The 13,218-nt window shown below is 68.5% G+C and carries 13 protein-coding genes and 1 pseudogene; 8 read left to right on the top strand and 6 right to left on the bottom strand.

Going from position 1 to position 13,218, the window contains the following annotated elements:
- Positions 1-31: 31 nt before the first annotated feature.
- From NM2_RS03080 to serS, 3 genes are all read right to left on the bottom strand, one after another.
- The gene (locus NM2_RS03080; protein WP_067663702.1) at positions 32-1,069 is read right to left on the bottom strand and encodes a Gfo/Idh/MocA family protein; all 1,038 of its coding nucleotides are present in this window, start codon (positions 1,067-1,069) and stop codon (positions 32-34) included.
- Between the two features lie 104 nt (positions 1,070-1,173).
- Positions 1,174-3,051, bottom strand: coding sequence for a putative bifunctional diguanylate cyclase/phosphodiesterase (locus tag NM2_RS03075; RefSeq protein WP_245717817.1), 1,878 nt, complete (start codon positions 3,049-3,051; stop codon positions 1,174-1,176).
- A gap of 182 nt (positions 3,052-3,233) precedes the next feature.
- Positions 3,234-4,493: a serine--tRNA ligase gene (serS, locus tag NM2_RS03070; protein ID WP_067663697.1), complete on the bottom strand. Its 1,260-nt coding sequence runs from the start codon at positions 4,491-4,493 to the stop codon at positions 3,234-3,236.
- Between the two features lie 329 nt (positions 4,494-4,822).
- Between serS and NM2_RS03065 the strand changes: the two genes are divergently transcribed.
- The 5 genes from NM2_RS03065 to NM2_RS03045 all read left to right on the top strand — a co-directional run bounded on the left by NM2_RS03065 (position 4,823) and on the right by NM2_RS03045 (position 8,864).
- Positions 4,823-5,959, top strand: a complete 1,137-nt coding sequence (locus tag NM2_RS03065) for a septum formation family protein (protein WP_084530429.1) — start codon at positions 4,823-4,825, stop codon at positions 5,957-5,959.
- A 19-nt stretch (positions 5,960-5,978) separates the two neighbouring features.
- Entirely contained in the window at positions 5,979-6,332 is a 354-nt protein-coding gene (locus tag NM2_RS03060; protein ID WP_067663692.1) for a metallopeptidase family protein, read from the top strand.
- 165 nt (positions 6,333-6,497) lie between these two features.
- Complete coding sequence (locus NM2_RS03055) at positions 6,498-6,818, top strand: PE family protein (protein ID WP_067663689.1); 321 nt, start codon at positions 6,498-6,500, stop codon at positions 6,816-6,818.
- 43 nt (positions 6,819-6,861) lie between these two features.
- Complete coding sequence (locus NM2_RS03050) at positions 6,862-8,037, top strand: PPE domain-containing protein (protein ID WP_067663686.1); 1,176 nt, start codon at positions 6,862-6,864, stop codon at positions 8,035-8,037.
- A gap of 29 nt (positions 8,038-8,066) precedes the next feature.
- Positions 8,067-8,864, top strand: a complete 798-nt coding sequence (locus NM2_RS03045) for an ESX secretion-associated protein EspG (protein ID WP_067663684.1) — start codon at positions 8,067-8,069, stop codon at positions 8,862-8,864.
- A gap of 12 nt (positions 8,865-8,876) precedes the next feature.
- Here the strand turns inward: NM2_RS03045 and NM2_RS03040 are convergent, their stop codons facing one another.
- The 3 genes from NM2_RS03040 to NM2_RS03030 are packed head-to-tail and all read right to left on the bottom strand — an operon-like array spanning position 8,877 to position 10,919.
- On the bottom strand, positions 8,877-9,551 hold the full coding sequence (locus NM2_RS03040; RefSeq protein WP_067663681.1) for a histidine phosphatase family protein: 675 nt from the start codon (positions 9,549-9,551) through the stop codon (positions 8,877-8,879).
- Entirely contained in the window at positions 9,548-10,468 is a 921-nt protein-coding gene (pheA, locus tag NM2_RS03035) for a prephenate dehydratase (protein WP_067663678.1), read from the bottom strand. The genes NM2_RS03040 and pheA overlap by 4 nt, the downstream gene beginning before the upstream one ends.
- 10 nt (positions 10,469-10,478) lie before the next feature.
- Positions 10,479-10,919 (bottom strand): hypothetical protein, encoded by a 441-nt coding sequence (locus NM2_RS03030; protein ID WP_067663675.1) that lies wholly within the window; start codon positions 10,917-10,919, stop codon positions 10,479-10,481.
- 107 nt (positions 10,920-11,026) lie between these two features.
- Here NM2_RS03030 and NM2_RS03025 point away from each other — a divergent pair, with 107 nt between their 5' ends.
- The 3 genes and pseudogenes from NM2_RS03025 to NM2_RS50845 all read left to right on the top strand — a co-directional run.
- Positions 11,027-11,791 (top strand): DUF2470 domain-containing protein, encoded by a 765-nt coding sequence (locus NM2_RS03025; protein ID WP_067663674.1) that lies wholly within the window; start codon positions 11,027-11,029, stop codon positions 11,789-11,791.
- A gap of 319 nt (positions 11,792-12,110) precedes the next feature.
- Positions 12,111-12,905, top strand: a complete 795-nt coding sequence (locus NM2_RS03020) for a CPBP family intramembrane glutamic endopeptidase (RefSeq protein ID WP_067663671.1) — start codon at positions 12,111-12,113, stop codon at positions 12,903-12,905.
- 32 nt (positions 12,906-12,937) lie between these two features.
- Positions 12,938-13,218 (top strand): annotated as a pseudogene (locus tag NM2_RS50845) (LCP family protein); the annotation flags it as partial.

Here is a 13,218-nt window from a genome sequence, read left to right as displayed (position 1 = left end):
CCCTTGGCGCGCAATACGTTCCGGTAGCCGATCACTCGCCCGCGGCGGACCTGCGGGCCTCCTCCAGCACCTGCAACGTCGCCACCGCGTCGTGGGGATCGACCGGGACGGGGAGGTCGTCGAGCAGTGCGGCGGCCATCTCCGCGTAGAACGCCGGGTAGTTCCCCGCCTCGTTGGGGACCGGCTGCGTGTCGTCCGGAGTGCCGAGCGAACCCCAGTTCTCGGGATCCACCGTGCCCCAAGGCTTTCCGTCGTTCGGGCGACGTCCCGCGCGCAACGCGTCCTCCTGCGGATCCAGCCCGAAGGTGAGATAGCCGCTCGCCGAACCGAGTACGCGCATCCGCGGGCCCAGCCGGGGTGCGACCGCACTCATCCACAGGTGCGAGCGCACCCCCGAATCGTGCGTCAGCGCGATGAAGGCGTCGTCGTCGGCCCGCACATCCGGTCGGCGAGAGTCCAATTCGCAGTACACCTCGGTCGCCGGACCGAACAGGGTCAGCGCCTGATCGACCAGATGACTGCCCAGATCGTAGAGGATGCCCGCACCTTCCGCGGCCTCGCCGACCTCGCGCCAGCCGCCCTTGGTGACCGGCCGCCACCGCTCGAATCGGGACTCGAACCGGCGCACCTGCCCGAGTCGGCCCTCCTGGATCAATCGGCGCAACGTCAGAAAGTCGCTGTCCCAGCGGCGGTTCTGGAAAACCGCCAAGGCCAGCTCGTTCTGCTCGGCCACCGCGATCACCTCGAGTGCCTCGTCCGCGGTGAGCGCGAACGGTTTGTCCACCACCACCGCAAGTCCCGCGCCCAGCGCCTGAATCGCCAGCGGCGCGTGGGTGCGATTGGGCGTGGCGATCACGGCCAGATCGATGCCGTCCGGATCGGCGAACAACTCCTCGGCCGTATCCAGCACCCGCACACCCGGATACGCCGCGCGCGCCCGCTCGCCCCGCTCGGCCGAAGAGGTGACCACCGCGGCCACCCGCATCCTGGGCTCCGCGTCGATCAGCGGCGCGTGGAACACCTCACCGGCCAGCCCGTACCCGATAACGGCCACACCCAATTGCGCCATCCAGCTGCCTTTCGCTTCGAAAGTCTCCTCATGCGGCGCCGGCCCAGCCGCGATTGTCCGGCACGAAACGATATCCCGCCGAACGACCGAGCAGGCGGGATCCGCTACTCGCCGCCGAAGGCTGCCGAATCCCGGCCGGTATCCATCGGAATCCAGCCGTTGCTGGAGAATTCGTGTTCCGGTGCGCCCGCGCCGACCAGACCGTGCTGATCGTTCAGATCGTTCAGATCGTTGATCAGCTCGGCCACCGGATGCGAATCGCTGTAGTGGTAGCCCTGGGCCAGGGCGAAACCGAGTTCGGTGAGCACCGCGGCCTGATATTCGGTCTCCACGCCCTCGGCGATGACCTGCAGATCCAGCGATCGGCTCAGCGCCGCAATGACTCCCAGCAGCGGCGGGGCCGGGGAATCGGAGCGAATCGCCGCGACGAACGACTGATCGACCTTCAGGATGTCGCTGGGAATGGTGGCCAGGCGGCTCAGCGAGGAGTACCCGGTGCCGAAATCGTCGATGGCGATCCGCACGCCGCGCTCACGCAACGTGCTGAGATTGCCGATGGCCGTCTGGGATTCGGCCGCGAGCTCACTCTCGGTGACCTCGAGCACGAGCTGATCGGCGGGCCAGCCGGTATCGGACAGAATGCCCGAAACCCGGTCGGCGTAATCGGATTCGGCCAGTTCCAGGCCGCTCACATTGACGTTCAGGGTCAGGTCGAGCTGGGCGAAGGTCTCCTGCAGGCGCGCGGCGTCGGCGCAGGCCCGGCGCAGCACCAGCTCGTCCAGATCGGCGATGAGGTCGTATTCCTCGGCGACGCGGATCAGGCCCTCGGTGGTGACGTCCGGTTGCGCGCTCGAGGACCACCGCAGCAGCGCCTCCACCCCGACCGCCCGGCCCGCGCCGCCCTCGCCCAGGCTCACGATCGGCTGGTAGTGCACATCCAGCGCGCCCTTGTCGATGGCCTCGCGCAACTCCACCGCCAGCGGCAGCTGCCGCGAGGATTCCAGCACCGTCCGGTTGCGCCCGGCCTGCTTGGCCCGGTAGAGCCCGACGTCCGCGCGACTGACCAGCAGTGATCCGGATTCGCCCGGCTGCCAGGAGGTCACGCCCGCGGAACATCCGGTGGTGACCGCGGCCCGCAGCTGTTCGGTGAGCAGGATCGCGGCCTGTTCGGTGGTGTTGGGCAGCAGCAGCGCGAAGGCGTCGCCGCCGTATCGGGCCAGCTGCTGATCGGGGGCGAGCAGTTTCGACCAGGTGTCGCCCACGCGTTGCAGTACCGCGTCGCCCGCGCGATGACCGAGATGGTCGTTGATCTTCTGGAAACGGTCCAGGTCCACCAGGACCAGTGCGAGTCCCTGCCCGGTCCGCGCGGCGTGCGCGATCGCATTGCTCAGCGTGCGATCGAAGCCGCGCCGATTGAGCAGGCCGGTCAGCATATCGATATCGGCGTCCGACGCCATCCGGGTCAGGATGCCCACCACGATGCCGACCCCGACGGTCACCCCGGCCGGAATCCCGCCCGCCCACCACGGCAGCTCGCGCGAGGGCACCACCCACAGGCACAGCAGCACCGCGAACGTCACGTGGGCCGCAACCCATTGCCAGGCAAAGAAAATCGCCGCATCGCAGGCGACGAAGACATAGAACGCGGACAGGCCGATCGCCCCGACGGTATTGGGGAACCAGTGCACCGCGATCGTCACCAGCACCGTCGCGAGCGCGACGTAGCCGTGATGGATCGAATGCGGCAGCCGCGGCCCCCAGATCAGCAGGCTCACGCCCAGCAACAGCGCCACCGCCGCGGCCGATCCCACCAGCGGCCGATTACCGTCGTCCCCCGGGGCGATGGCAGTCAGCAGCAGACCCAGCACCCCGCCCATGACGTAGAACGCCCCGGTGGTCCGGGCCATGACCCTTGCCGTCGCCAACGCCGAAACCGTCCGCACCCGCGTCCGGGTATCGCCGCGCGAGCCGATTCCGCGCACGATCCATAGCCTAGACATAGTTGACCCGAGCAGTAGTCACATCCGCAGGAATCGGCGGGCAAAGTCTGCGATCATGCTCACATCCCCCGGTTTCCCTCGGCGTGTCGGGAAATGCAGGGGCTCTTTCGAATTCGATCGCAAATTACCAGCTACCAATTCTGTCGGATGTGTGACGTCGTACCCTAGACCGCTTCCAGGATCTCCTTGCCCACGAACGGCACCAGCGCCTCGGGCACCCGCACCGATCCGTCGGCCCGCTGATGGTTCTCCAGCAGGGCGACGATCCAGCGCGTGGTGGCCAGGGTGCCGTTCAGTGTCGCGGCGACCTGCGGTTTCCCGTTCTCGTCGCGATACCGCACCGACAGCCGGCGTGCCTGGAACGTGGTGCAATTCGAGGTCGAGGTGAGCTCGCGATAGGTCTGCTGGGTGGGAACCCAAGCCTCGCAATCGAATTTGCGCGCCGCGGAGCTGCCCAGGTCACCGGCGGCCACATCGATCACCCGATAGGGCACCTCGATCGCGGCCAGCATCTCCTTCTCCCAGCCGAGCAGGCGCTCATGTTCGGCGTCGGCGTCCTCGGGCTTGCAGTAGACGAACATCTCGACCTTGTCGAACTGATGCACCCGGATGATGCCGCGGGTGTCCTTGCCGTAACTGCCCGCCTCCCGGCGGAAACACGACGACCAGCCCGCATAGCGCTTGGGACCGGCCGACAGATCCAGGATCTCGCCCGAGTGGTAACCCGCCAGCGGCACCTCCGAGGTGCCGACCAGATACAGGTCGTCCTCCTCGAGGCGGTAGATCTCCGCGGCGTGCCGGCCCAGGAATCCGGTGCCCGCCATGATCTCCGGACGCACCAGCACCGGCGGGATCATCATGGTGAAACCGTTGGCGGTGGCGCGCTGCGCGGCGAGTTGCAGCAGGCCGAGTTGCAGCAGCGCGCCGTATCCGGTCAGGAAGTAGAACCGCGCGCCGGACACCTTGGCCCCGCGCTCGGTGTCGATCAGCCCGAGCGATTCGCCCAGTTCCAGATGGTCCTTCGGGGTGAAGTCGAATTCGGGTGTGCTGCCGATGGTCTCGCGCAGGATGAAATCGTCCTCGCCGCCCGCGGGCGCGCCCTCCTGCACGACGTTGGACAGCGCGCGCTGCGCGAGGTCCAGTTCGGCGTTCGCGGCGTTCTCCGCGGCCTCGGCCTCCTTGACCTTCGCGGACAATTCCTGCCCGTGTGCCAGCAGACTCGGCCGCTCGTCCGGCGACGCCTTGCCGACCTTCTTGCCCAGCGCCTTCTGCTCGGCGCGCAGGGAGTCCGCGGTCGCGACCGCGGCACGCCGCGCGGCGTCCGCCTCGAGCAGGGCGTCCACCAGCGCCGGATCCTCACCCCGCGCCCGCTGTGACGCGCGGACGACATCGGGCTGCTCACGCAGGAATCTGAGGTCGATCATGGGGACCTAGCCTAATGGGCCGAGTCCACCGATATTCCGCAGGCTGTATCTATGGCCTCCGCTTCGCCGCGGCGGGCCGGGGCCCTCGTGACCCCCGGCTTCCCTCCCTCCGCTCCGGTCGGTCCACGACCGGGGCGGGCCCCGGCCAGGAGCCGGCGTTTCATGGTGTTGGCGGAACTCGGGGCGTTTCACAGGTTGAGCGGAACCTGGGGACGTTTCACGGGTTGCGCGGAACCCGGGGGCGCGATGGGAAGCGCGATCGAGAGATGGCGCGACCCGCTCACCCCCATCGTGGCGTAGGGGCTCGCGCGCTGCCATGATGGACCGCGATGTCCTCCGAACATGTGCCCGCGCGCCCGCCCGCGAACGGACCCGACCCCGAGTGGGCCGAGTCGGCTTCCGAGTGGGACGACACCGCCGCCGAGCGGAAACCGGCCGCGCCGCACTCGGGCAGGCGCGTGCATCTGCCCGCGCACAAGATGCGCTGGGGGCTGCTCGCGGTGGCCGTGGGTGCGCTGGTCGCGGCGATCGTGACGCTGTCCATCTCCGGATTCCGCTCCTCGCACGGACTGGAGGCACGCGATCCCGGCGGCGGCGGTCCGGCCGGGCGGAACAATTCGGTATTCGGCACCGCGAAATCGGGCGACTGCCTGAGCTGGACCAATGCCAAGACCCTGGATCTGTCGAAGGTCAACTGCGCGGACAAGCATCTGTTCGAGGTGACCGCCGGCATCGACCTGAGCAACTATCCGGGCCGCGAATTCGGCCCGGGCACCCGCTTCCCGGATTCACTGCGTTTCGCCGAACTGCGCGACGAGCACTGCGTCACCGCGGCGCGGGCATATCTGGGCGGACGCCTGGACCCGCGCGGACGTTTCGTGGTCGGCATGATCAATCCCGGTGAGCCCGCGTGGAACAAGGGCGACCGCACCGTGCGCTGCGGGCTGCAACTGGTCAGCGCCACCGGCAACGCCACCCAGCAGACCGTCGGGCGCGTGCGGGACAGCGATCAGTCGCGCATCTTCGATCCCGGCACCTGCATCGGCATCAACCAGAACCTGCCGACCAACGAACCGGTCGAGTGCGCCGACCCCCATGCCTACGAGGTGATGTCGACCGTCGACCTGGGACAGCAGTTCAGCGGCGGCACGCCCGCGAACGCCGATCAGGACAAATACATGCAGGATCAGTGCTCGCGCGTCGCGGATTCCTATCTCGGCGGGCCGAAGGCGCTGATCAACAAGACGCTCACCATCTTCTGGGACAACATCGACGCCCGCAGCTGGCTGGTCGGCAGTCACAAGCTGAACTGCCTGGTGGGCAAGGGGACTCGGGACGGATTCTCCTCGATCACCGGATCGGCCAAGGGCAACATCCTCATCGACGGCCAGGCCCCGGTGCCGCCGCCGAGTACGGGCCGGTCCACCCCGGCCCCGCTGCCGGGCGCGGCCCCGCCGGTGCGGTGAGTCCGCGGGACCGAGCGCGATGACCGTATCGATGTCACCGGAACGGTTCGAGGAATTGGTCGGTGACGCACTGGATCTGATCCCGTCCGAACTCACCCGGGCCATCGACAACGTGGTGGTGCTGATCGAATCACGCAATCCGGAGGATCCGCATCTGCTCGGCCTCTACCAGGGCATCGCCCTGACCGATCGGATCGACAGCCAGTACGGCGGCGCGCTGCCGGACACCGTCACCATCTATCGCGAGCCCATTCTCGGGATGTGCGACAACGCGGACCAGGTCGTGAACGAGGTGGCGATCACCGTGATCCATGAGATAGCTCACTATTTCGGCATTGACGAAGCCCGACTGCATGAGCTGGGATGGGGATAGTCTAGTCCGCGGGGTGCATCGAGCCCGTAAACTTCGGACTCGAGGGAACCGGATCGCGGGCAACCGCGTCCAAGAACTCGTAGGGGGAATTCTCGTGGTTCCACCGAAGGCCCGGCCTGTGCCGGTCCTACAGTTGAATAGCTGCCACCAGAAGGAGTTCGAGTCATGGATCTCGTTCACGTCGATGCCGAAATCGTGCTCGCAGCCGCCGGTGAGCTCGACCTGCTCGCCGATCGCCTGGCCGCGGCCCAGGGGCTGAGCGGCCCGGCCACACACGTCATTCCGTCGGGCGCCGAAGAAGTATCGCTCTTGGCCTCCAACCACTTCAACGAGGGCGCGGTCACGCACGACGCCTCCATCGCACAGGGCATCGTCGAGTTGCGCAATGCCGCACAGACGTTGCGCATCCAGGTGAGCGAGTACGTCGCGCAGGACGCCATCCGGGCCGCGGGCATCACCGCCGTCCAGACGGCGCTCGAGCTCTGATCCGAGACCACCACTTCAACATCAACCACAGGGGAAGAGAACAATGGTTGCTGGAATCACCGGCGTGGTCTGGGAAGCCCGTCCGGCAGAAATCAACTCGGCCACGCTGAATCTCGGCGCGCACGGGGTGCCGATCGTGGCCGCGGGAACCGCTTGGGCGGGTCTGGCCGCGGCCTGGACCGACGCCACCGCGACGCTCACCCGCGTGATGGCCGAACTCGGGGTCGGCCTGCTGGGTGTCAACGGTGTCGCCGCGATGGCCCAGCTCACCGCCTTCACCGGCTGGTGTGGCGAGCAGACCGCGATGGCGGCCGGCATGGGCGCCAAGGCCGCCGCGAACGTGACCGCCTACACGGTCGCCTCACTGGTCATGCCGAGCCCGCCGGAGATCGCGGCCGTCGACGCGGCCCGCGTCGCCGCGCACACCACCGGCGGTGATCTGTGCGGCGCCGGTGAGATCGCGGAGGCCACGTATATGGAGGTCCAACTCCGCGCCGCACTGGTGATGGAGACCTACGAGGCCGCCACCTCGCTCATGGTCGCCACCCCGGCCGCCTTCATGATGCCGCCGCCGATCGCGGTCGGCGCCGGAACCGTCGGCGGCGCACTGGATGTCGCCCAGGCGGTACAGGCCGATATCAACCCGGTCGCCAACGCGGTCTCCGCCGCACAGGCGGCGGTGTCCAGCCCGGGTACCTCCGATGCCGCGACCCAGGTCGCGGGCGTCGCCGGATCGGTGGCCACCACGGCCGTCCCGACCGTCGGCGATGCCGCAGGCAGTGCGATCTCGGCGGCCACCAACACCACCGCGACCGCATCCCCGGGCGTGTCCACGACCATGGTGGGCGGCCTCGGTGGTCTCGGCGGCGGCGCCATCGCCACGCGGGCGGTGTCGTTCGCGGGCGGCGGCTCGGTCGGCATCGGCAACGGCGCGGGCAGCCTGCAGATCCCGGAGGGTTGGGGCGCGGGTCTGGGCACCAACTTCCCGACCGCGAACGTGCCCGAGGTCGCGCCGACCACTCCGGCGAGCGCCAACGCCACGCAGCCCGCCTCGGCCCGTCCGGTCAGCAGCGGAAATCCGTTGCTGGGCAACCAGGCCGAGGAGGAGGAAGAGCTCGAGCACAAGAACGAGCTGGTGCACGGCGAGTACTTCAACGACGGCCGGATCATCGCGGCGGGCGTCATCGGGGGCGACCCGAATGCAGAGTCCGCTAGGTGACGGTACTGGGCGCTGGACGGGGTGGGGCCATGCTCGAATCTGTTGTGCTGACGCTGGACGAGATGCAATTCCTGCTGGATAAATTGCAGATCAGCCAGGTTCCGGTCGTACTGGACACCTTTGCCAGGTACGACAGCGACGTCAGGCGTAAAGAGGCGTTCGATGCGGCCGCCGAGTCGCTCGCGGCGCGCGATCTTCTGGACGGTGAGTTCGTGCACCGGGATCTGGAAGATCGGCTGCGGGCACTCGACCGGCCGCACTGGGCCATCGCCGTGCGCTGGTACGTCGGCCAGCTGGTGAACCGGATGTGCATCGCCAAGGGTGACGAGCTGGAGGTCGTCGCCCTGCGCGGGCCCGACACCTACGTCATCAGCGAGGCATCGCACGATCTGCCCGGCACCATCCTCGCCGCACTGGGTCCGGCCGATCCGCTCGAGCTCGAGGGTATGAACGTGCTCACCGAGGATCTGCAACCCATTCTCAACGACGCCGGCGACAGCAATGCCACCGCGCAGCGCTTGAGCCGGGTGGGCCGCCCGCCGCGTGATGCGCAGACCTTGGCCGCGGCACTGGTCGAAGTGCCCTCGCACGTCTCGATCGTCGGCGTGATCTACGGCGACGGCAGCCGCGATATCGCGGACGGCGCGGTCGCCGTGTTCAACACCCGCAACGGCCGGTTCATCACGACCACCACCCGCTCCGAGGACGACGTGCAGTGGACATCACTGGCGACGGGCACCCCCGGGCGGCTGCGTACGGCGATCAAGGACCTCATCGAAAAGCTCCCGCTGCGTGCGGAATTCAATCCGCCCGCGGGGGCGATCTGAGTCCGCGGGTGCTCAACCCATCGGATTGTCGGCGTCCGGCTCGGCATCCCCGCCGAACGGCGGGGTGAAGCGGCCCCAGCGCGCGCACTCCCATCCGAGGAATTCGGTTCCGGCGTAACGCGGTACCAGCTCGATCGTCTCGGTGTTGTCCAGATGGTTGTTCGTGGTGAAGGGCGGGGTGACACCGCCCAGGGTCCTACCGGCCAGGCGCATGGCCGCGCCATGGCTGACGACCAGGATGTCGCCGTCCTCGCCCGTGGACAGATAGGTCCGCCGAAGCTCTTCCAGCACAGGCAGGTACCGGTCCAGCACCTCGCGGCCGGTCTCGCCGCCGGGCACCCGCCGATCCAGTTCGCCCAGGTGCCAGGACTTGTAGATGGTCTGGAAGAGTTCGTGCGCCGCCTCGGAACTGCTGCCGTCCAGCTCGCCGACGAACACCTCGGCCAGACCGTCCAGCGCCTGCGCGGGCGCCCCGGTCACCGATTCGATGTGCTGTGCGGTCTGCCGGGCCCGCAGCGCCTGCGAGCTGAACAGTCTGCGCGGCGGTGCGGTGAGTGCGGCGCCGAATGCCTTCGCCTGTGCCACACCACGTTCGGTGAGCGGGCGGCCCGGCACCCGGGTGTCGAGAATTTTGGCGACGTTTCCCTCGGTTTCACCGTGCCGCACCAGGACGAGCCTGCCGCTCATAGATCGGCCGTTCCCTTCTTCAGATCCGCGAGCCATGCCGCGGCGGGTTCGTCGGGCGGTGGTGGCGCTCCGGTGGGCGAGCTCGCGGGCCACGATCCGAGAAAGCGGATCCGCCCCGCAGTCCGATGCAGCGCCTTGAGTGCCTCGGCGACGGCGATGTCGTCGATATGGCCGACACAGTCCAGATAGAACCGGTACGTGCCCATTCCGGTGCGGGTCGGCCGGGATTCGATGCGGGTCAGATCGACTCCGCGCGTGGCGAATTCGGCGAAAACCCGCATCAGCGAACCCGGTTCGTTGGCCAGTTCCAGCACGACCAGCGAGGTCCGGTCGACGCCGGTGCGCGGCGGGGCCTGCCGTGGCCGCGTGACCAGGACGAATCGGGTGACGGCCTGATCGTGATCGGCCACGCCCGACGCCAGGACCGCCAGCCCCAGCCGCTCCCCTGCCAGCGTGGTCGAGACCGCCGCATCGGCATGTCCGGCCACGACGTCCTCGGCTGCCGCGGCATTGGAGGCCGAGGTGTACATCGAGGCCTGCGGCAGATGCTCGTCCAGCCAGCCCCGGACCTGCGCCGCGGCCACCGGATACGCGGCGACGGTACGCACATCGGCGAGCGTGATACCCGCCCGGGCGACGATCGTGAAGGCGACGTCGAGTTCGGTCTCGGCGACGATCTGCAACCGCGGCCCAAGGGCGAGCGCGTCGAGCGTCGGCGAGATCGACCCCTCCACCGAACTCTCGATCGGCACCACCGCACCCTCGACCGCACCGGCCCGGATCAACTCCAGCGCCGCGCCCTGACTGGGCGCGGCGACCCGCTCGACCGGTTCGTCGAAGACGCCGGTGGACTCGAGTCGGATCAGGGCGATCTCGGTGAACGTTCCCGATGGTCCGAAATAGGCGATACGCGGCACGGATACGACATTACCGACCGGTGGCCGGTGGGCTCGGAGTTTGCAGCACTTCCAGGGCTTTCGCGACGGCATCGGGCGTTTCGGACTCGATTGCCAGCAGCACGCCGCGCAACGCCTCCACCGCCCCCGGGCCCAGGCCGCGCAGGAATTCGAGATCCGGATGGGTCAGGGCGCGGCGGATGTCCTCGCCGCACAGCGCGGCGACCGTGGCGGCGACCACGCCGACGGCCCGCTCCCCGGAATCGGTGCGGGCGACGAATCCGCCGGCGGAATGCGCGGCCATGACGAGGAATTCGGCCACCTCGACATCGGGCAGTCCGGCGTCGAGCACCGGCGCTCCCGGAACCTCGGACAGCGGCCGGACCAGCGCGTCCGTCAGATCGGCCCGCGGCGCGGCGGGCATGGACAACGTCAGCGGAACCGGTTCGTGGGCGGTGGAATCGTGCGGCACATTTCCACCGTAGCGATCGAAATGCTTGCACAACCGGGCATATTCACTTAGCTTAGGTTTACCTAACCAATACATCGTGGCCGGGACCACAGCCCTGGAGGTAATGCATGCGACCGAATCCGACCCTCGCGCCGTCCACCGCCGAACGGATCCGCAACGCCTGCGTGCATGCCGATCACGCGATGCTCGCCCTGCCCGGAATCGATCCCGCGACGATCACGGTCCACCACCTCCGCCAGTGCGGTGACGCGGTGGTCGCGGTGCCGATGGACTCACCCGCGGTCCACGCCGCGGCACGCGGTGGCGAGGGCGGCGTCCAGGCTGTTCTCGAACTCACCGATCGCACGCCACTGCCGCTGCGGGAGCCGGTGCGCGCGCTGGTCTGGCTGCGCGGTCGCGTGCGCGCGGTCCCCGCCGGGACGCAGCGTCTGCTCGCCTCGTCCGTCGCCGAGGACCATCCGCATCCGGCCCTGCTCGACGTCGGGCACACCACGACCCTGCTGCGCCTGATGATCAATTCCGCGGTGCTGGCGGATTCGACCGGCGCGGAATCGGTCTGCCACGCGGACCTGCGCGAGGCCCGGCCCGATCCGTTCTGGGAACTCGAGGCGGCCTGGCTGCAGCATATGGACGCCGACCACGCCGACGTCGTCGCCCAGCTCGCCCGCCACCTGCCGACCCGCCTGCGCGGCGGCGCGATCCACCCCCTCGCGATCGACCGCTACGGCATCAGCCTGCGCGTCGAGACCAGCGAGGAGGACCACGACGTCCGGCTGTCCTTCCAGACTCCCGTGGAAGACGTCCAATCCCTCAGCCGCGCAGTGCGAATCCTCGTCGGCTGCCCGTTCCTGCACGGCATGCGCCACATGTAGCCACGGGGACGCATGCCCACCCACGACCCACAACGGCTTTGCGCTCACGAATTCCATTGCTCTCGAAGCATTTTCGACCCCACAGCGGGAGAATTCGGCGTACCCACCGGCCGCGATGCCGGTGAACCCGGACGGGGCGTACTCATCGGAGAGATCGCGTGGAGATCGGTGACGGCTCTGTCGTCGATGAATCCGGGCAGTGCCGTGGCCAGAAATCGCATCGGATGAACAGTCGCACCGGCCGATGCCATTCATCGCCGGGCATGGCAGGCAACCCGGGCGCGACCAGGGGCGGGTGCGCCCCGATTAGATTGGCGGGATGGATTCGGCTGCTGATGCTGTTCCGGTGTGGCCTGCGCCCGCCTCCGATGGGGAGCGGCGGGCCGTCCGGATCGAGATTCTGGTCGTTCTGGTCGTCACGTTCGGGCTGAGCGGGGCCAGTGCGGCGCTGTCGCTGCTGGAGAGTGCGCTGGCGCCGGGCGGGATCGGCGGGCAGTCGGTGGCGCTGAATCCGTCGCGAGCCACACAGTCGACCATCGATCTGCTGTTCCAGCTGTTGAGTGTGCTGCGGTTGCTGGGGTGGGGTGCGCTCGGGCTGTATCTGTTGTGGCGCAGCGGATTCGGGCCTCGGCTCATCGGTCTGGCGCGAATTCGGTTGCGCCACGATGTCCTTCCCGCGCTGGCACTCGCGGCCGTGATCGGCCTGCCGGGCCTGGGGCTGTATCTGATCGCGCACGCGCTCGGGTTGAGCGTCACCATCGTGCCCAGTTCCCTGGGTGATCACTGGTGGCGACTGCCCGCGCTGATCCTTTCCGCGGTGGCCAATGCCGTCGCCGAGGAGCTGATCGTGGTGGCCTACATGATCACTCGGCTGCGGCAATTGGACTGGTCGCCGAACCGCTCCCTGCTCGCCTCGGCCCTGCTGCGCGGCAGCTATCACCTCTACCAGGGCCTCGGCGGCGGCCTCGGAAATCTGGTGATGGGCTTGATCTTCGGCACATTCTGGCAGCGCACCAATCGCCTGTGGCCATTGATTGTGGCCCACGCCACAATCGATTCGGTCGCTTACATCGGTTACACCGTGCTGCACGGCCATGTCTCCTGGCTGCCCTGAAACGCTCAGCTTCTCCCGTTACTATCGCGGAGATGAACGGCGAGCGACCCCCGTACGATCCGCGGGATCCACGGATGCGCCGGGTCCCGCCGAACGGGCCCGGCATGCGCGGGCCGATGCCGGGCGGGCAGGGTGAACCGCCGCGCGAGCCCACTCAGGTGATGCGCCGCGATGCGCGGGGGCAACAGCCGCTGGCCTGGTCACAGGGCGGTCCGCAATCCCCACCGCCTCCGCCGCGCGGTCGCGGACCTCGCCCGGGACCGGATCGCGGTTGGGCCCCGACGCAGCGGCCCGCGCCGTACCGCGAGGGCCC

Origin of the sequence: Nocardia miyunensis NBRC 108239 (assembly GCF_001613065.1) — a bacterium.
GTDB lineage: Bacteria > Actinomycetota > Actinomycetes > Mycobacteriales > Mycobacteriaceae > Nocardia > Nocardia miyunensis.
The sequence above is the reverse complement of the archived record's forward strand: the minus strand, read 5'-3'. Positions and strand labels throughout refer to the sequence as shown.